18 protein-coding genes, 1 tRNA gene and 1 other RNA gene are annotated in these 19,545 nt (G+C 39.7%); 4 read left to right on the top strand and 16 right to left on the bottom strand.

The features are described 5' to 3' along the window. Positions 1-127: 127 nt before the first annotated feature. The 5 genes from CH76_RS10480 to ffs form a co-directional block, all read right to left on the bottom strand. Entirely contained in the window at positions 128-343 is a 216-nt protein-coding gene (locus CH76_RS10480; RefSeq protein WP_036145866.1) for a YaaL family protein, read from the bottom strand. Further along, positions 343-939 (bottom strand): recombination mediator RecR, encoded by a 597-nt coding sequence (gene recR / locus CH76_RS10485; RefSeq protein ID WP_036145867.1) that lies wholly within the window; start codon positions 937-939, stop codon positions 343-345. Before recR ends, CH76_RS10480 begins: the two co-directional genes overlap by 1 nt. A gap of 13 nt (positions 940-952) precedes the next feature. Further along, the gene (locus tag CH76_RS10490) at positions 953-1,267 is read right to left on the bottom strand and encodes a YbaB/EbfC family nucleoid-associated protein (RefSeq protein WP_036145869.1); all 315 of its coding nucleotides are present in this window, start codon (positions 1,265-1,267) and stop codon (positions 953-955) included. Between the two features lie 15 nt (positions 1,268-1,282). Further along, positions 1,283-2,962: a DNA polymerase III subunit gamma/tau gene (gene dnaX, locus CH76_RS10495; RefSeq protein WP_036145870.1), complete on the bottom strand. Its 1,680-nt coding sequence runs from the start codon at positions 2,960-2,962 to the stop codon at positions 1,283-1,285. Between the two features lie 123 nt (positions 2,963-3,085). Then, positions 3,086-3,353: signal recognition particle sRNA large type (gene ffs / locus CH76_RS13740), an RNA gene on the bottom strand. 150 nt (positions 3,354-3,503) lie between these two features. Here ffs and CH76_RS10500 point away from each other — a divergent pair. Then, a tRNA-Ser gene (locus CH76_RS10500) sits at positions 3,504-3,596 on the top strand. A gap of 99 nt (positions 3,597-3,695) precedes the next feature. Here the strand turns inward: CH76_RS10500 and CH76_RS10505 are convergent. From CH76_RS10505 to CH76_RS10550, 10 genes are all read right to left on the bottom strand, one after another. After that, on the bottom strand, positions 3,696-3,974 hold the full coding sequence (locus CH76_RS10505) for a hypothetical protein (RefSeq protein ID WP_036145872.1): 279 nt from the start codon (positions 3,972-3,974) through the stop codon (positions 3,696-3,698). A gap of 143 nt (positions 3,975-4,117) precedes the next feature. Further along, a complete protein-coding gene (locus CH76_RS10510; protein ID WP_036145876.1) occupies positions 4,118-5,305 on the bottom strand; it encodes an FtsW/RodA/SpoVE family cell cycle protein in 1,188 nt (395 codons plus the stop codon). A 159-nt stretch (positions 5,306-5,464) separates the two neighbouring features. Beyond that, a complete protein-coding gene (locus tag CH76_RS10515; protein ID WP_036145877.1) occupies positions 5,465-6,520 on the bottom strand; it encodes a peptidoglycan bridge formation glycyltransferase FemA/FemB family protein in 1,056 nt (351 codons plus the stop codon). Between the two features lie 66 nt (positions 6,521-6,586). Beyond that, positions 6,587-7,810 (bottom strand): carboxylate--amine ligase, encoded by a 1,224-nt coding sequence (locus CH76_RS10520; RefSeq protein ID WP_036145880.1) that lies wholly within the window; start codon positions 7,808-7,810, stop codon positions 6,587-6,589. 72 nt (positions 7,811-7,882) lie between these two features. After that, the gene (locus CH76_RS10525) at positions 7,883-8,095 is read right to left on the bottom strand and encodes a hypothetical protein (protein ID WP_036145882.1); all 213 of its coding nucleotides are present in this window, start codon (positions 8,093-8,095) and stop codon (positions 7,883-7,885) included. A 40-nt stretch (positions 8,096-8,135) separates the two neighbouring features. Continuing rightward, positions 8,136-8,744 (bottom strand): RraA family protein, encoded by a 609-nt coding sequence (locus CH76_RS10530; RefSeq protein ID WP_036145884.1) that lies wholly within the window; start codon positions 8,742-8,744, stop codon positions 8,136-8,138. 30 nt (positions 8,745-8,774) lie between these two features. Continuing rightward, entirely contained in the window at positions 8,775-9,323 is a 549-nt protein-coding gene (locus tag CH76_RS10535; protein WP_036145886.1) for a TIGR00730 family Rossman fold protein, read from the bottom strand. Beyond that, a complete protein-coding gene (locus CH76_RS10540; protein WP_051910320.1) occupies positions 9,324-10,436 on the bottom strand; it encodes a deoxyribodipyrimidine photo-lyase in 1,113 nt (370 codons plus the stop codon). It abuts the gene before it with no gap. Further along, positions 10,433-11,101 carry a deoxynucleoside kinase gene (locus CH76_RS10545; RefSeq protein WP_036145889.1) on the bottom strand — a complete coding sequence of 223 codons (669 nt, stop codon included), beginning with the start codon at positions 11,099-11,101 and terminating at the stop codon, positions 10,433-10,435. The genes CH76_RS10540 and CH76_RS10545 overlap by 4 nt, the downstream gene beginning before the upstream one ends. Further along, positions 11,098-11,736, bottom strand: a complete 639-nt coding sequence (locus CH76_RS10550; protein ID WP_036145891.1) for a deoxynucleoside kinase — start codon at positions 11,734-11,736, stop codon at positions 11,098-11,100. Before CH76_RS10550 ends, CH76_RS10545 begins: the two co-directional genes overlap by 4 nt. An 82-nt stretch (positions 11,737-11,818) precedes the next feature. On the opposite strand from CH76_RS10550, the gene tadA reads away from it, so the two are divergent. Then, entirely contained in the window at positions 11,819-13,258 is a 1,440-nt protein-coding gene (gene tadA, locus CH76_RS10560; protein WP_051910321.1) for a tRNA adenosine(34) deaminase TadA, read from the top strand. 69 nt (positions 13,259-13,327) lie between these two features. After that, positions 13,328-14,914 (top strand): hypothetical protein, encoded by a 1,587-nt coding sequence (locus CH76_RS10565; RefSeq protein ID WP_036145894.1) that lies wholly within the window; start codon positions 13,328-13,330, stop codon positions 14,912-14,914. A gap of 47 nt (positions 14,915-14,961) precedes the next feature. On the opposite strand, the gene CH76_RS10570 is transcribed toward CH76_RS10565, so the two are convergent. Next, the gene (locus CH76_RS10570; RefSeq protein ID WP_152553326.1) at positions 14,962-16,371 is read right to left on the bottom strand and encodes a zinc-ribbon domain-containing protein; all 1,410 of its coding nucleotides are present in this window, start codon (positions 16,369-16,371) and stop codon (positions 14,962-14,964) included. A gap of 245 nt (positions 16,372-16,616) precedes the next feature. On the opposite strand from CH76_RS10570, the gene CH76_RS10575 reads away from it, so the two are divergent. Beyond that, positions 16,617-19,520, top strand: coding sequence for a YhgE/Pip domain-containing protein (locus tag CH76_RS10575; protein WP_036145898.1), 2,904 nt, complete (start codon positions 16,617-16,619; stop codon positions 19,518-19,520). Positions 19,521-19,545 lie beyond the last annotated feature (25 nt).

Here is a 19,545-nt window from a genome sequence, read left to right on the forward strand (position 1 = left end):
GCGACATGTAATAATATATCATGCCTAGTTTAATACTGCAAGTCTTTTTGAAAAATAAAATGAAAATACGTATTGTTTTTACGCACTACGTATTTTCATTTGGAGTTTCTTCTATATAATGCTCTTTTTATGGTCGTAATAAAATTTTACGGATACGTGCTTCTTTAAACAAATAGAAATACGTACTTTCAGCAATTTGACGCTTTGTTGTAACCGCCTGATCATAGTCATCAGATAACTCTTCAATCACTTTAGCTTGGTTTAAGTCTTCTTGTGCACGTTGAATTAATGTAATGAGTTGCTCATCATACTGCTTTTTTAATTTAGGTTTACGAAATAACATTATAACTCTCTACGCCCTTCAATCGCTTTAGATAAGGTAACCTCATCTGCATATTCTAAATCGCCACCTACAGGTAAGCCGTGGGCAATACGTGTTGTACGAATACCTGAAGGCTTAACAAGACGTGAAATATACATAGCTGTAGCTTCACCCTCAATCGTTGGGTTAGTTGCTAAAATTAACTCCTGTACTTTATCATCTTGCAGTCGTTTAATTAATGGCGCAATCGTAATGTCCTCAGGGCCAATGCCATCCATTGGCGAAATTGCTCCATGTAGCACATGATAAAGCCCATGATAATCACGCATTTTTTCCATGGCGATTACATCTTTAACATCTTGTACTACACAAATAATAGACGCATCACGCTGCTTGTCTGAACAAATGTGACATGGATCCACATCAGTAATATGACCACATACTGAGCAATACACTAAATTACGTTTTGCATCTACTAACGAGTTGGCAAAACCTAATACATCGTCTTCTTTCATTGTTAATACAAAAAACGCCAGTCGAGCCGCTGTTTTGGGCCCGATACCTGGCAGTTTTGTAAAGCTATCTATTAGCTTTGCTATCGGTTCTGGATAGTGCATGGTTTGCTACCTCCTAGAATGGAAGATTCATACCTTGTGTGAATTTACCCATTGTTGATGCTGTTTCGTCTTCAACTTTTTTAAGTGCATCGTTTGTTGCAATGATGATTAAATCTTGTAACATTTCGATATCCTCTGGATCTACTACAGCTTCGTTTAGCACAACGTCTACTACTTCACGTTGACCTGTAACGCTAACTTTAACCATGCCACCGCCTGCTGTACCTTCAAATTGTTTTTCGTTTAATGCATCTTGAGCTTCCATCATTTCTTTTTGCATTTTTTGCATTTTCTTCATCATGCCTTGCATATTTCCCATTCCACGCATAATTATTTCCTCCTCTTAGTCTTCAAATATTTCGACAAAATTGTCGCCAAACAATTGCTTTGGCATTACTACTAACGGGTCTTCCTCTACGATCGCAACAACTTCTTCTGCAGTTTGCTCTTCCTTAACTACGCTGCGCTCTCGTAAAAAATCAGCCCGTACTTTTTCCCATTGTGCTTCGGGTATACAAAGAATTGCTGGCACTTGCCCATTGTAGGCTAGTTGGCTAGCTACACTTTGAAGTATAGCTGTATTTTCTGCAACCATTTTACAAAGAACATCATACTCGAATTTTAACACAAATGCACTTGGTGATGCCGCAACTGGCATCGTTTTATGAAATCGTGCTTCCTCTGCCTTTTGTAATGTACTAAGGGCGCTCGCCATATTTTGCTTCACAAAATTAAGGTTTTCCTTAGTAGCATCTTTTAATACTTGTTTAATTTTTGTAATAGGTGGCTTGTAGGCAACTTCTGGACCACGCTGTTGACGCACAGGTTGTGGTGCTTGTACTTGTGTAGGTTCTGGTGCTTGTTGTAGTTGTGTTGTTAATTTAGAAATCATTTGCTCTAACTGCGCTACTTTGGCATTTACCTCAGGGTCAATAGTTGGTTGAGCTTGTACCATTTGTAGCAAAGCTGTTTCTAAATAAATTTTTGTATGATGTGAAAAACGCATTTCTTGCTGTGTTTTCGATAATACTTCGATGTAGTGATATAAGTTTTCGGCTGTAAAGCTCTCTGCAATCGCATGAATCTCATCCGTTAACGTAATGACTTCTAATAACTCCTCTAGCTTATCATCAGATTGTAGTAATAATAAATCACGGAAAAATGTAATGAAATCCTCAGTTAAACGCAATGGATCCTTGCCGTCTGCTACAAGTTGCTCAAGTAGCGTTAACATCTTAGCAACATCCTTTTGCTGAATGTAAGTTGCCATTTGTGTAAAGATGTCCTGACTAATTGCACCTGTAACAAGCAGTGTGTTTTCGAGCTCAAGTTTATCTTCACTAAAAGACACAGCCTGATCTAACAAACTGAGCGCGTCACGCATGCCACCAGCTGCTGACTGTGCAATAACTTTTAATGCTTGCTCATCATAAGCCAAGTTAATATCATTTAGCACCACGCGCATGCGGTCAATCATTTCCTGCGAAGTTAGGCGTTTAAAGTCAAAACGCTGACATCTAGAAATAATTGTTGCGGGTAATTTATGGGGCTCTGTTGTTGCTAAAATAAACACAACATGCGCAGGTGGTTCTTCTAGTGTTTTTAATAAGGCGTTAAATGCACTTGTAGAAAGCATATGCACCTCATCAATAATATAAACTTTAAAACGTCCCAATGCAGGAGCAAAACGAACGTTTTCAATGACATCTCTAATTTCTTCGACACGCGAGTTAGATGCAGCATCAAATTCGATAACATCTGTAAATGTACCCTCGGTTATGCTAATGCATGTCTGGCATTCGTTACACGGCTCCTCAGCGGGGGCATTTTCACAATTTAATGCCTTTGCAAAAATTTTAGCCGCACTTGTTTTACCTGTGCCTCGAGGTCCTGAAAACAAATATGCATGTGTCGTTTTACTAGCGAGGAGAGCATTTTGCAACGTTCGCTTTACGTGCGTCTGCCCTGACATATCGCGGAATGTTTGTGGACGATAAACACGATAAAATGCTTGATAAACCATTAGCTTCTCTCCTTTACATAAAAAAAATCGAGCACAATGACTCGATTCGTTGTTACTTATTAGTATAAAAGAAAAAAGCATTCGTTACAATCAACGAATGCTTTTGAAATTGGCAAATTAATGCCGTGCACCTCTCTTCGACTGACGCACATAAGCGTTACTCTTGTCGTTAGCTCCGCTCAGGCTACCCCGCGGCACATGAATGAGACCACTTAATGCTGCTTCCTTCCGGACCTGACATGGTTCATGGGGATTCATTGCGCAGGACCCGAACTTCAACACTACGTGCAAAAGTCAGACCAAACAATACGATCAGCCTCTAGAGAGGAATTCAATCTCGCTAGAGCGGATTGCGAGTTATAGGGCACCGCTACCTCCCCATCTAGCACGGCATTTATTAGTATAATCACAATTAACGTAAAAAGCAATGGTTATGTCCCATTTGCCTAAGGTTACAGACATAACATATTTTACTTAAACTTTTTTCGCAAAAAGTATTGTCATAAAAAAATATCTATGATATAGTATTTCTTGTCGATACGGAGGTATACCCAAGTTCGGCTGAAGGGATCGGTCTTGAAAACCGACAGGCGGGTAAGACCGCGCGGGGGTTCGAATCCCTCTACCTCCTCCATTTTAAATTTATCCGTCGCAGATGATGCGGCGGTTTTTTTATATTATTCAGCATAAAAAGGCATCGCAATGACTTATTCATTGTGATGCCTTTTATACGTTATATACTATTTTTATATTTCGCGATGCTGGCGCGTCGATCTTGTTTACTTGCAAGCTTAATGTCCACTTCTTTCTGCATAGGTTGAATAATGCCACCCTTTGGGCGAATAACATGTTGCTGCGCTTTCTTTTCAGTTTGTTGCTGTTGCTTTTTTTTGCGCGGTTCCTCTTGAAAAGCATGGCGCTCTTGGTGTAAAAAATCACGATATACTAAATCATTGCTCAGACGTGATGGCGCACTATATGAGCTATATTGATCTCTACGCATAACTCTCATACTCCCTCCTCCTCTCAACTGTTATATCGTCATGATTATCACCATTTGTAGTTCATTCTATCCATTTATTACTTTTTATACATTTAGGATATGTATAAAAACCCAAAAAAAGAGTAAGTTACAAGGACATTAGTCCTCACCACTTACTCTTTTGCATCACTCTTAAAGACGAAACCATCATAAGATTGCTTTATCAAACAGACGAGCGATATTAACATAATATTGGATATGAGCGAACTACCACCGTAACTAATGAATGGTAGTGTAATACCTGTTACAGGTAATAATCCCATTGTCATCCCAATGTTTTGGAAAATCTGGAATGCGAATAACGATGCGATACTTGCGCCTATCATTGCACTCATACGCGTTTCAGCTTGCATTGTAATTAAAATAATACGGTAAATTAACGAGAACATTAACACTAGCACGAATGCGCCACCTAAAAAGCCCATTTCTTCTGCTATTGTTGTAAAAATAAAGTCGGTATGTTTCTCTGGTGTGTATACCGTGTTACCAAGATAGCCTTTACCCTCAAATTGCCCCGTACCAATTGCCATAATACCTAAACGCGTTTGGTAAGACGAATCAAGGAACTCAAACGGGTGAAGCCAGCCATTAATACGTGAGATTTGGTGACCTGACAAAGCGCCCAGTAACTTCTCTTGATAAAAATCATGGAAGAAGAAATACGCTGTCACAATGAAACCAATAATAGCTGTTGGTATTGCCGCAAAGAAAATCAAAATTTTGCGTTGAATGCCCGATAAATAAATCATCGGAGCAAGTAGTGCTAAATATAAAACTACCATACCTGTATCAGGTTGCTTGTATACAAGTAATGCCACAGGCGCTAAAATAATAAATAATTTGATTAACAGCCATACATCAGACTTCATTGACTGCACAAAGTATTTTTTATTATGCTTTTCAATCTCAGCAGCAAAGACTAATATGAGCGCAAACTTCATAAATTCGGAGGGTTGCAAGGCAAAGCCTGGTAAGAAGAACCACGAAACTGCCGCATTTACCTCACGTATAATACCGTTTGGATTGCTCGTCATAGATGCTGGTGCTAAAAATAAAATTAATAATAGCACTAAAAATATGGTGTAAATATACCAGCGGAATTTTACCCAAAGACTAAAATCAATATTTGTCATAATAATGAGCACAACAAAGCTAATAACATAAAATACTGCCTGCTTAAGGCCGTGATTGGATACACCGTACTGTGGGAAAACCGTTACCGTAGAATGTATAAACACGCTACTTACAACCCCAAGCAATGCAATATTAATCACTAGATAGTTATCTAACTTGCGTACCATGTCTAATAGTTTATTTACTATCCCAATTTATACATCTCCCAATAATCACTATGCCAAAATTATAGCAGTAATTGCTCTATGACAGAAACGATTTTTATAATAAAAAGTTGCTAGCCTATAGTAAAACAGCCACAATCAGATTGGATTGTGGCTGTTTTTTTATGAATTACGCTTTTCTGCAAGCTTTTTCTTAATTTCTTGCATTTTAGGAACAAACTGCGTAAAGCCTTTATAAAGTAATGGCTTATACACCTTATCAATCTCACCAATATAGTGAGTTACACCATCAGTTTGACAGAAACCATTTTTAAAATTAAATAGCCCGTCCTCTTCGCCGTCTAATACAAAGACGCCGCCTAGGTCATATTGAATTGCGCCCGCTTCGATACCATCAACCATCATTTGATAGTTTAAAAGATGGCTTGCGTTCATTTTACGTTTTTCATTAGAGCTACCTGCGTATAAATAATATTGCTTGCCCTCATAGTTAAGCAATACAGCCGCTGCTAAAAAATCATCCTCATGTTTAGCACGGTATACCACAAAATGATGTGGGAACGCGGCACGCATTTTTTCGAAGTAATCATAGCCACGTGTTGTAATACCTTGACGGTCACCCATCACATCGTATAACTCAAAGAATGTTTTAATATACTCATCACTTGTACCTGAGTCAATTTCCACACCTTCACGCATTGCACGGCGTATTTTACTACGCACGCGTGGACGAAACTTCAGCATTAATGATTCAGCGTCCTCACCTTCTAAACGCACAATCATATTATAACGAGGCTGAATTAAATCATCCTCCGTCATGCCTTCATTACGTACTTGATAACCAGCTTTTTTATACATGGCATCGAGCTCATCTGTATAAAGTTGTTCTGGGTCCATTTTTAATGCAAAGGCTTTATGTTTCTTTGCTAATGGTTGAACTTCACTAATTAATTCGTTAACAAGTGCAATGTCCTGTAAGTCACATAACGGACCACGTGGTGCATACAATAATGAGTAGCCACCTGGCACTTTACGAATTAATAATGACATGGCCGCAACAATTTCGCCGTCGCGCTCCACATAAACTTGTTCATTGCCCCAATCATCTTTTACATCCGCCCAGTGCAAATCTTGTGTTAATGCACGATAGGGCGAGTTACGTGTAAACTCAATATAACGCGCTACATCTTGTGCATTTTTTTTATCTAAAATAGGCATGATTTCATCCTTTCACATTAATTGCTTGCTTTCACTTAGCGTATAGCACTTGTAAAGAAAGCGCAATTATTGACCTTGCCAGTTACTACTGCGGTATTTTTTCATATAATTTACTTGGCGTGCAGCTAAGTAAAGCTTACGTTTGAAATTTGTGTCGTACTTATAAAATAGTGGATTAACCACTTCGCCCGCTTTTAAGCGTTCTTTAATTTCTTTTTTAAGCGCTGGGTCCTGCACATATTTTTTAAGTACGGCTTTTGGTACAACTGTAAATAACATCGGTTTTGTTACATATGCTAGTGGCTTATGCTTCTCGTGGATTAAGTCGTCCACAAACATGCTAGCCATTGGATAACCACATGCATCTACATAATAGCTAGAGCGTCCTTGACGAATATTAACCTCAAAGACCTTAAACTTACCATCACGCTCGTCATACTTTAAGTCAAAGTTGCCAAAACCTTTATAGCCAATCTCCTCACAAAACGTTACGAGCTTTTGCATCATTTCTTCGTTGTAGCGTGTTAACAATGCCGTATAGTTACCAATAGCCGTCATTTCGTGCTCTTGTAGGGCAACCTGCGCAAATGAAATTAGCTGACCTCTACCATGTTGGTCACCATAATAAACAGCGTCCCACATAAATGTATCGTCACCAGGGATATAATCTTGAATAATTAAATCACCCTTATAGCCGCCCTGCTTAACCATTTCAATTATGCGGTTAATCTCTTCGTGCGACTCTACTTTATAAATCTTCTGTAATCCTTCAAATGGGTTGCGGTAGTATTGTACCCCGTCACTTGGCTTAATAATCACTGGGAACATTACTTCATCCGTAAACGGTACAGAACTTTTACAATCATAGTAGTACGTACGTGGCGTGTCTAAGCCATGTTTAGCACAAAGCTCATAAAAGTTTTTCTTTAAATATACTTGCTCCATTAAATCCTTACTCATGTAGTTAAAGGTAAAATCTTTTGCTAGCTCGTCTTGGTGCGCAATTATCATTTCCACATATAAATCATCCGTACCAATTAAAAGTAATTTTTGTTTTGGCTTGGCATACTTGGCCGCAATGTCTTGTAAATACGAAACAAAGACAGACGGTGTATGGAGCGCAGGGTTAATTTCTTGAATGGTTGTCACGCTACTGTACGCTGTAAATGGTAGCGTGGCACGCCCTACAATAACAGGCTTAATGCGATACGTATCATAAAATGAAATCGCCATGTTATACGCATTAATATTTGTACCTACAATCACGGGTAAAAACGAATAAGTTTCCATATAGACCTCCTACTGTTGTATGCGAATAGTATACCTCATTATACAACTTATTAGAGACGTGTCACAATTGCATCAAAAAGTGGAGCTACTTGCTTTAGTTAGTAGTGTAGCTACATCAGCTTCAACACGAAAGAGTAGGAAGTCCTCGTCCTGCTCTACTACTTCCTTATCATAAGCTATCATTCGGTCACTCAGCATCTCATATTGATTAGTTGTTGCGGTATATTCAAAGACAGGGCATTCAGAAAATCTAACATCTCCAATAAAAATAGCACGAAGTTTCATTGTTTTTCTCCTTTAAAAAAGCAAGGGCAAGAGCCCTCACTCATTTTACTACCTTATCTAAATAGGCACGAATGGAAGCCTCGCCATTCGCATGGGCTTGTTGTTCGCGTGCCTCGTCCTTTAAAATCTTATCCTCTGCTTTTGCTATAATATGCGCAATATCTGCTTGGGCAATTACTGCCACACCATCTGCATCCGCAACAATATAATCACCAGGCTGTACGCTCACACCTCCGATGGCTACTGGCACATTTACCTGACCACCACCGTTTTTAACACCTGCAGCTACAGTAGTTCCACGTGAAAATACAGGAAAGCCCATCGCAATCATTGCTTGGCTATCACGTATTACGCCATCCACAATAAAGCCTGCAATCCCTACACCTTTTGCTAAAGAAGCAACAAAGTCACCTGCCACAGCTCGATTAGTATTGCCCTTTGCATCAATGACTAAAATATCGCCATGTGTTGCTCCTTTAATCGCTTCAAGCACCGCACCGTTTTCACCGTCTGGCAGTCGTACTGTAACAGCGCGACCTGCAATATGCCAAGCGCTGTCGAGTGGCTTAATGGCATGGTTAACATTTGTATGACCGCCAGTCGCATCCGAGACGGCTGTCGTTGGTAATTGTTGCAATCGTTTTATCATAAACTAACACCCCTTTGTTAATCGCAGTAATTACTGCGTTACGGTGTAGTTCGACAAAATGGTTGAAACTTCCTCTAAATTTGTCGCAATATAAAAGAAGTCTTTATAGCTTTCGCGTACAAATCCCTCAGCAATCATACGATCAATATGACGAATCAAATCATCATAAAAGCCTGCTACATTAAATAAAATTACAGGCTTTTGGTGGATACCAATGTGCGCCCACGTAAATACCTCAAAAAACTCGTCGAGTGTGCCAACACCACCAGGATAAGCAATAAAAGCATCCGCCATATCTGCCATCATCGCTTTTCGTACATGCATAGACTCAACAAAATGAAGCTCTGTTAATTTTTCATGCGCGATTTCACGCTTTTTTAATTGCTCAGGCAGTACACCAATTACTGCGCCACTATTATGTAGCGCTGCATCAGCAACAGCCCCCATTAAGCCTACATTAGAGCCACCATAAACAATCGTATGTTGTTGCTTTGCTAGCTGCTCACCTAAAGCATAGGCCGTTTCTTCAAAAATTGCCGAAACACCTAGCTGTGAGCCACAATATACGGCTACCTTCATTTAATTCTCTCCTTTAATTGTTTCGTACGCGCGTAAGGCACGTTCTCTTGCTGTCTTATGATCAACAATAGGTTGTGCAGTATAATCTGCTGGCAACCATTTTGCTACATATGCATCCGCTTCAAACTTTTTTTGTTGGATAGTTGGATTAAATACACGGAAATAAGGCGAGGCATCTACACCCGTTCCTGCTACCCATTGCCAATTTAAAGCATTACTTGCCTCGTCATAATCTACTAAATGTGTGGCAAAGTAGTGCAAACCATCTTGCCAAGGTTGTAGTAAATGTTTAGTGAAAAATGAGGTACAAACCATGCGTACACGATTATGCATATAACCTGTAGCATACAATTCGTGCATACCAGCATCAACAAGTGGATACCCTGTTTCACCTCGTTGCCATACACGTTGTATTGCGACATCTCGTTGATATGGAAATTTAGCAAACTGCTCACGTAATGGCTCACTTGCTAAAGTGGGGTAATAGCGTTGCGTATAGTAGGCAAAATCGCGCCAAATTAATTGACGAATAAAGCTCGCATTGTGCCCAAAGCGTTGATATAACTGCACAGGGCTTACTGCCCCTACTGCTAAATACGGTGATAGGCGAGATACCGCATTCGTCGAAGGAAAATCTCTACCTAACCCGTAATACTCTACAGCAAAGCCTTCTACCACTTCACGTACATCCTGTGACCACACATCTGCAAGCTTTTGCGCCCATTGTGGTAAAGCCAACTGCGGAAATTCTGTTTCATAAGGAGCTTTTTGAGGCGCTGGTTTTGCAATTAACTCCCGTACTTTTTGTTGGCGACAAGCCTTATAAAAAGGCGTAAACATTTTATAAGGTGTCCCCTGTTTCGTCGTAAGCTCACTACTATCATAAAGCAGGCTAGCTGCGTCCTCTTCTACTTCGTCACGCAATACTAACGGCACACCAAGCATTGCTAACTCTTTATGCAAACGCTGGAGCTGTAAATATCTAAAAATATCTTGCGCTGTTTCAAGACTAGGTGTTTGAGCAACTGCAATTACTGTAGCCTTGCGCATAGCGCTCGCAAAGACGGCATTATCCATAACACGTAAATTATTGTGAAAAGTTACCTCAATCATTTGCGTAGGTGCGATGTTTGTTCAAGCATTTGAGCAATACGCTTCACAATAAGCTCAACAGCATCGGCGTCCTTTTTTAAATCATAATCATCAATATTAATGCGCAACACTGGGCATGAATTAAAATTATTAATCCAATCCTCATAGCGCTTATGCATTTCGTACCAATAATCATGTGATGTTTGTTGCTCCATCTCGCGCCCACGCGAATGAATACGATCAATAATGCTTTCGACTGGCCCCTCAATATAAATCAATAAATCAGGATGAGGGAAATATGGTGTCATGACCATCGCATCAAACAGGTTTTTATAAGTTTCGTAATCAATAGGTGTCATTGTGCCCTTATCATAGTGCATCTTTGCAAAAATACCGGTATCCTCATAAATCGAACGATCTTGAATAAAGCCACCACCATACTCAAAAATACGCTTTTGTTCTTTAAAACGCTCTGCTAAAAAGTAAATTTGCAAATGAAAACTCCATGCCGCAAAGTCGTCATAAAATTTATCTAAATATGGGTTAGTATCAACCTTTTCAAATGATGTACGGAAGCTCAGTGCATCCGCTAAAGCTTGCGTCATTGTTGACTTACCTACGCCCACTGTACCTGCTACTGTAATTACGGTTTGGGCGGGGATATTGTATTTTTCTCTTAAGTTCATACTGTAAAGCCTCGCTTCTCTAGTGTTTCGTGACATGCTTGAAGCACATACATTAAGTCATTATCATTTTTAACAAAATCAATTGCATCCCCATTAAAACGAATTACAGGAATATCGGGATGGCTTGCCTCAAATTGCTCAATAAAAACATGGTAGTCTAGTACGAGCTTTTCCATATAATCACGTGCGATTAAACGCTCAAACTCACGCCCACGCATCGCGATACGCTTCATTAATGTATCTACACTAGCATGCAAATAAATAACGAAATTTGGCTTTGGCATATCCGCTGTTAAAATACGATAAATGTTTTCGTATTTTTCGTATTCACTTGGTGGCAATGTACGCTTAGCAAAAATTAAATTTTTAAAAATATGATAATCCGCTACAACTGGTTTATCTGCATCCACCATATATTTTTTTATATCTGTGAGCTGTTTATAACGATTACAGAGGAAGAACATTTCTGTTTGGAAGCTCCACTCATCAATATCCTCATAAAATTTATTTAAAAACGGGTTTTCATCAACGATTTCCTTTAATAAATGAAAATTATTTTTGGCAGCTAATGCTTTTGACAATGTTGTTTTACCAACACCGATAGGTCCTTCGATTGTTATGAATGGGACTGTCACGATAGGTGTGCCTCCTTATTAATTCAGTGCTTTTCATTGTATCATACGTGCTACAATATGCGTAAAAGAGAGGGAGTTTTTTATGGAGCACCAACACTTTATGCAGCTGGCTATTAATGAAGCACACAAAGCCGCACGTTTAGGGGAAGTACCTATAGGGGCAGTGATTGTATATCAGGGTAATGTAATTGCTAGTGCACATAATTTATGCGAAACCTCGCAACGTGCTACTACACATGCTGAGCTACTAGCAATTGAGCAAGCTTGTGAAGTACTCGGCGATTGGCGCTTAGAAGATGTTACCCTATATGTCACACTAGAGCCGTGCCCAATGTGTGCAGGCGCTATTTTACAAGCCCGTATCCCACGCGTAGTATACGGTGCGCGTGACGCTAAAGCTGGCTGTGTAAATTCTTTATACCAGTTATTAAATGACGAGCGCTTCAACCATCAATGCGAAGTCACAGAAGGTATTTTAGAAACGGAATGTGCACTTATCCTACGTGATTTTTTTGCCGCATTACGCAAGCGCAATAAAAGGAGGAAGCTTATGCAATCCATTATCCAAGCACCAATGGCTGGTGTATCTACACCAGCATTTGTTATTGCAGCACAGCAAGCAGGTATTTTAGGTTCCTTTGGAGCAGGCTACCTAACGGCTGAACAAACGAAAGACGCAATTGACGAGATTAAAAAAGTTACATCAAACTTTGCGGTAAATGTTTTTGTACCTGAAGCAACAGCATTTACTACTGCACAAATGGAGGAGGCTTATGCCACTATTCGCCCGTTTGAGCAACAACTTGGGCTTGAGGCACAGCCGCTTCCTGCTGTACAACAACACTTTCACTCACAGCTCGAAGTTATTTTAGAGGCCCAAATCTCGCATGTATCATTTACATTTGGCATCCCACCAGCTAAATGGATTGAGCGCTTTAAAGCACAAGGGACAATTATGATTGGTACAGCTACTACTGTTGAAGAAGCCATCGCTAATGAACGTGCAGGCATGGACATGATTGTTGTACAAGGCATCGAGGCAGGCGGGCATCGCGGTACATTTTTAACAGGTGAACAATTGCCATTAAAACAATTAGTAAAACAAGTCCAGCGCGCAGTCACTACCCCTCTAATCGCAGCAGGTGGCATCGCAACAAAGGCACATATCGCTTACTATTTAGCTAAAGGTGCAACAGCTGTTCAGTTAGGGACAGCACTACTTGCAGCAAATGAAAGTGGCGCAAGTGACATCCACAAAGAAAGCTTACTCGCTAGTAAAGAAGGCGACACCGTACTTACACGCGCCTTCTCTGGTAAAACTGCACGCGGTCTAGCTAACACCTTTACAACACAAATGACCACAGCACCAATTGCACCTTACCCTGCACAGCACTTTTTAACAGCACGCATGCGTAGCGCAAGTGCTAAACAACATAATCCTAATTTTGTGTCGATGTGGTCAGGCACTAATGGGCATCTTGCCAAAGCTGATTCACTACAAGCAATTATTGATTCCTTATAGGGCTTATTTGTATTCTCTAGTGCTCTTTCGTTATACTACTAATCAAACATACTAACAGGAGGTTTTTTAATGAAGAAGGCAGTTATTGTCTTACTATTACTTGTGCTATCTGTCACACTGCCCACTCACACTTTTGCCGCCAATGAATTAAAAGATGGCAGAACCGTATCCATTTCTATGGGTGACGATGACTACAGCAATTACACATTTAACTTAAAGCAACCAAGTCGCGTCAAAATCCGTGTGGAGAGTGAAGTACCTAAACTAACATTTAAATTAAAGGAAACAAACGGCGCTACTGTACCTGTTAATCCTGTGTATTTAAATGATGGGCGTAAAAACAATCCACAAATTGTACTGTACGAATTAGATTTAAATAAAGGTGAGTACCTAATTGAACTCCACGCGCGTTACGACAGTGGTGGTGGTAAAGTAAAATTAACATACTCAACAGGTGAACTAGACGACGGAGCACAGCGCATCCCACTTGCCTTTAATGAGCAAGTAGAGGGCTTTATTGTGCGCAACCATGCTCAAGATATTTACCAAATCGAACTAGAGAAAGATGGTTTCGTTAACATCTTTTTAAACGGCTTGCTACGCAAGGAGACTTCACTTCAACTACTAGATGAACGTGATAATCCTCTACTAACAAAAACATTAAAAAGCACGACAACAATGCCAGCGCAGTTTAATGAACGCGTTGCATTAACAAAAGGCACATATTATATCAAAGTATATAACCGTTTAAATGATGTCGAAATGAACACGGGCAAGTATACATTGCAAACTAGCTACCAACCAAGTTCGACAACAAATGGCTCAAACAATACCTTTGCAGACGCTACGCCAATTTACTTTGGTGGGCAAGTAAAAGGAATGTTAGGTCGCAACAACACAACTGATTTTTATTCATTTACTGTACCAACAAAGGGCGACTTTACAGTTAATCTCGTAAGCCGTTTACCAAAAAGCACTACGCTATCCGTTTATAATCAATACCAAAACCGTATTAAAACCGAAACGCGTAACAGTAGCGAAACGAACCCTTACGTCTTTAACATGAAGATTGAAAACGCCGAGCCTGGCAAATACTACATTAATGTAACTTCTCCTAAATTTTTAGTAGAGGGCGGCGAGTATTCACTAACACTGTTAGGCTACGGCATTAGCACATTTAATGATTATGATATGAATGCCTATTGGACAGGTGCTTTCGCTTGGGGCTATAGCAATGGCATTGTACAAGGTCAACAATCACCACGCCTATTAAAGCCTTACCAACGTGTGACGGAAGCACAAACACTCGCAATGATGTTCCGTCATATGTTTGGTACACAAGATTCGACAAAATGGCAATGGTATGACTCTTATTATGATGTTGCACGCGCAGAAGGCTTAGACATTAACACAACACCTAATGCACCTGTGCGCCGTGGCGATGTTGCTAAAATGTTAGCTTACCTATATACGGGTACACACTTCGCGGAGCGTGACGCTGTACAATGGCTATATGATAATGATATTACAACGGGCAAAAATCCAAATGCACCAAAAGATTATGCTAACTTTGCGCCTAACGAGCTAATGGTACGTGCACACCTCGTATCCTTCATGCATCGCGCAGATCAAAATGGCATCTATCCTTATAAATAACAAAGAAGGCATCACGCTAGTTTAAACTAGCGCGACGCCTTCTTTTTTTATCGACTCTCTACTACATTGTAAACGACATAATTATTCGTTACATCTAAATGTAGCTCGTAAGTTTTAGTCACGGTATTTAATACACTTTGGTCATCCGCACCTGTGTAGTAATATTCTTCAACTGTAGTAACAAACGCTTTATCCGCTTCTATCACGGTATTTTGATTAGTGATACCAATAAAGTTGTACTTAAATTGCTCAATTGGGCGTGGCACTGCAAAATACGCGTTCATTTTTTCAGCATAAGCTGAGCCTTCAACTAAATACGTTTCGATTGGTTTAATCGTATTTGTATTTAACGCACGCTCATAAACACGGCGATAGCGCTTCACAAAACTCTCAGCACTACTACGGCTAATCTTACCTGACGACTTAGTTGTATTATCCTTACCAACTGTCGGGAAGGATAGGTCCACTACTTCACCTGGTTTTAAATACTTTGTAGCTGTACGTACTTTTTGACCTTTATCATTATTATACTCTGCGTACACACGCACCGTATTTTTAACGATAGGCCCCAACTCTTTTACTTCAGCTACGGTTTTTTCGGTTGGTTCGTCATTAATAAACAACATACTATCTGGCACATTGGTTTTTAATCGCGCAACCTGATTCCATGACATAAAATCTAGCTTAGCGCCCTTTACACTGTTTGGTACGCGCAAAGTTTGTGGGTAATCACGTGAAATCCATTTGTTTGTAACAAACACTGTGTATGGATAATCACCCGGTAAAAATTTACCCAACTCAATATCATGCCCTCTAAAAATATATTCCTTATCTAATAAATCTAGCTTAACACCTTGCATATCCGTCACAATTGCTGTGTCATACGTGATGGGCGCAAACTTAACAGTATTATAGAAGCCCCATTTTTTTGCAGGACGCACTTCAAATACAGCCATCGCATCATTAAAGTCAGTAGCAGGCACGCTAAAAATTTTCTTCTCCCCTGTATCCACTACTTCTTGAGCTATCTTTTCTAGTTTCTCCGCAAATTTGCCGTCCATCTCTCGGTCCACATTAAATAAAAACTTCATATAGGTTTTTTCGTCATACGTAACTTTCTTTGGCATAACAAGCATGTCATAAAACTTTTCCGTATTAATATTAGTATAGGCATGAATTAGCTTTGTTACTTGACGCTCTGGACTTAAGGCTGCTCGTATTGTCGAATGCGCCGCAATAATCAGCACTACAACTGTAATGAGCAATGCAATAATGCGCTTCTTCCATGCGGGCATTTTTTCCTTTGAAAGAAAGGCTGGACGCTTTTGCGAGAGCCGCTGTTTAAGCGTTGTTTCTATTATAGAGCCCTCGACGGTTAGGTCACTACCACAGCTCGGACAGAAGCTGGCGTTCTTCGGTATACTATGTCCGCATTTCGCACAATTCCGCTTTATCATAACGAACCTCCTTACCTTATTATTTATTTTAGTAATATATCATTATCCTTTAAAAATAAACATCTATTACGTATCATACGATATATTTTACAACATTGCTCATGATTTCCTAAGGGTTTTTTATGTCTCATAATTTACCTAGTAAGTCTGCTAGCTTTTTTCGTTTTTTTGTTATAGGATTGTTAGGAAGTATGCTGAAATTTCGAGTTTGGCATAGTCAGTTTTGTAAGAAAAGAGGTTTTTTAATGAAAAAAATCCTTTATATCGCAAGAACCGACATTAAAAATATCGTAACTAATCCAGCGGCTATTATCGTAATTGCCGCTCTTGCTTTTTTACCTTCTTTATACGCATGGCTAAACATTGCTGCTTCATGGGACCCTTACGCTAATACGCAAGGTGTTTCTGTCGCGGTAGTCAGCCTTGATGAAGGTGCTGAAATACAAGACGAGGAAATCAACATTGGCGATGAGATTGTCGTCTCCTTAACCAAAAACGATAAATTAGGCTGGCAGTTCGTCTCTGAGGATGATGCCATAGATGGTGTTAAATCAGGCGAATATTATGCTGCTATTGTAATTCCGCGTGATTTTTCCGAAAAATTAACGAGTGTTATTTCGGATGATATTCAAAAGCCACGCTTGGAATATTACATTAACGAAAAGGTTAACGCCATCTCTCCTAAAGTAACAGGTTCAGGGGCATCCGCTATTGTTGAAAACATTCGTGCTAATTTCGTAGAAGAAGCGAATAAAGCAGTCATGACTATTTTTAATACGCTCGGTATTGAGCTAGAGGAAAATCACGTTGACATTGAAAACATGCGCGACAAATTATTTGAGCTTGAAGAAGCACTTCCTGATTTACAAGCACAATTACGTTTAGCACAACGCGACCTTGATCTCGCAGATTTTTCGATTGATAAGGCGCATGATGGACTAGACCGCATTAATGATATTGATGACCGTGCAAAGCGACTAAACAATGATTTAGAGCGCGTGCTAAAAGAAAGCCAAGATTCTGTAGATAGCACAATTGAATCTATTACGAAAAAGCTTAAATCATCTCAAGATACATTCCGCAAGATTCCTGATTCTACGAGCGAAATCGCCAAAAAAGGTGAAGACCTCGATAGCTTAATTGAGTCACTGCATGAGCGTCAAGATGGCTTAGATGATGTGTCACAGCGCGTAAACGAAATTTACGAGTTCTTAAAAGAGTATGATCAAAATTGGAAAGAGTCTTCTACTATTGTAGAGATGATGGGACGCTTAAAAGAAAATGAGCAATCCCTACGTAATACATCTCAGGAGCTTCAACAAATTATTGATAAATTCCAAAATGGTGGTCATCCTACTGTCGAACAGCTCGGCAATATCCGTGACCGTGTACAAGGCATGATTGAAAATACGGACAAAATTATTGCAGACTATAATGATGTAATTTTACCGCGTTTAAAAGAGCTAGCACAAAGCTTTAAAGACCGTGCTAATTCAATTGATAATATTATTAACCTAAATAACCAAGCTATTGCGTTAATTGACGAGCTACTCGCTGGTGGTGACCCTGCTAATAACGCAGGCATCTTAGATCAACTTGATAAAATCGCACAGCAAATTGGTACTATTATTGGTGCAGATACTTCATTCATTCAAGATGCAATTAAAGGCGTGCAACAAGGAACAACTGAGGGCTTAAAGCTTGCTAAAGAGCAGTTAGAGCTTTCTAACAACTCACTACGCAAATTACAGGATCGTTTAAACGCATTCGAAAAAGACGTAGAGCGTCTAGATGAGCGTATGCAAGACGCCTTTAAACGTATTCAAGAAGCTCAGCAAGATTTATTACATGCCGTTCGTTTACTCGAAGATGCCGCACAAAATCCGGAAGGTTCTATTAAGGCATTAGAGGCAGCTGTTGGCTTACTTAATAGCTCAGCTGATGCTATGCAAAATATGTATGATGGCTTAGGGCGTTTCCAAGACTTTGTAGACTCAGATACCGTAACAAACGAGATTAACCGTCTACTAGACTTCCGTAATAAGCTCGAAAATACGAAGGACTCGCTTGATAATATGATTGACCGTATCGAAAACACCAAAGACTCTGGTCGTAAGGTGCTTGACAATATTGATGAGAGTGCCATGAATATGGTCAACTCACTGCAAGATATGATTGATTATATTAATAATGAGCTTGGCCCAAAATATAAGGACCTTACAAACAGTGGGATTGATACACTACATGACATCACTAAAGTATTAAATGATGTCAATGGCAAGATTCCTAAAGTACGCGATGGTCTCGAAAAAATCCGCGATGGTGTTGGTGTTGGTCAAGAAAAGCTCGACTATATTAATGAACATTTCCCTGAAGCAGCTGAGGCTATCGAAAATGCCGCAGACCGCATTCGTGAAATCGAAGAAAAGGGCGACCTTGATGACTTCATTAATATGTTACGTAATGACCCAAGCCGCGTGAGTGACTTCTTTGCAGAACCCGTTATTTTAGATGAGCATAAGCTCTACCCTATCCCTAACTATGGTTCAGCTATGAATCCATTCTATACTACGCTATCTCTGTGGGTAGGTGCTTTATTAATGGTATCTTCATTAAAAGTCGATGTGGAGCGTAAAGAGCGCTTTAAGAGTTACCAAACGTACTTTGGTCGCTTAATTACATTCTTAATGATTGGTATCGCACAATCCTTTATCGTAGCTATGGGTGATATCTTTATCTTAAAAGCCTTTGTTGTGGATAAATTATTCTTTGTGATATTTGCGATTATTATTAGTATTTCCTTTGTAACGATTGTTTATACGCTCGTTTCTGTATTTGGTAACACTGGTAAGGTACTGGCCATTATCTTAATGGTTATGCAGCTTGGTGGTTCAGGTGGTACATTCCCAATTCAAATGGCGCCAGAGTTCTTCCAACGTATCCATGCCTTTTTACCATTTACACATGCGATTTCCTTATTACGTGAGGCAGTTGGTGGCACCGTTTGGAGTGTCGCAGCCGTACACATTGCATACTTGATTGTTTATATGTTGCTAGCAATCACTGTGGGTGTCGGCTTAAAACAATTCTTTAACCGCTCAAGTGATAAATTTATGGAAAAAGCACAAAAGAGTAAAATCGTTATTTAAATTACAAAAGAGGTGTTGGGCAATT

Source organism: Lysinibacillus sp. BF-4 (assembly GCF_000743635.1).
GTDB classification, from domain to species: domain Bacteria; phylum Bacillota; class Bacilli; order Bacillales_A; family Planococcaceae; genus Metalysinibacillus; species Metalysinibacillus saudimassiliensis.